This window comes from Bartonella sp. TT121SHDZB (assembly GCF_042193415.1).
In the GTDB taxonomy this organism is placed as follows: domain Bacteria; phylum Pseudomonadota; class Alphaproteobacteria; order Rhizobiales; family Rhizobiaceae; genus Bartonella.
Genome location: NZ_JBHILR010000082.1, coordinates 1 through 560, shown reverse-complemented (window position 1 = coordinate 560; position 560 = coordinate 1). Strand labels below are relative to the sequence as shown.

General features: G+C 54.8%; 1 rRNA gene. It reads right to left on the bottom strand.

What is annotated here, in order from left to right:
• A 23S ribosomal RNA gene (locus ACFIKI_RS08615) occupies positions 1-560 on the bottom strand; the annotation flags it as partial.

The following is a 560-nucleotide window of genomic DNA, read 5'->3' as shown; positions in this document are numbered from 1 at the left end:
GCCGCCGTTTACCGGGACTTCAATCAAGAGCGTGCACCCCATCATTTAATCTTCCGGCACCGGGCAGGCGTCACACCCTATACGTCCACTTTCGTGTTTGCAGAGTGCTGTGTTTTTATTAAACAGTCGCAGCCACCAGTTTATTGCAACCCCTTCACCCTCTGCCCGCAGGGGCATCAAGCTACAGGGGCGTACCTTATCCCGAAGTTACGGTACCAATTTGCCGAGTTCCTTCTCCCGAGTTCTCTCAAGCGCCTTAGAATACTCATCTCGCCCACCTGTGTCGGTTTGCGGTACGGTCTCGTTAGACTGAAGCTTAGAGGCTTTTCTTGGAACCACTTCCGATTGCTTCGTCGCCTAAGCGACTGGCCTCGCACCCTTGAATTCCGCGCCCGGATTTGCCTAAGCGCCTTCTCCAATGCAAGGACCGGGACTTCCAACACCCGGACAACCTTCCGCGATCCGTCCCCCCATCGCATTTAACAATGGTGCAGGAATATTAACCTGCTTCCCATCAGCTACGCATTTCTGCCTCGCCTTAGGGGCCGACTCACCCTACG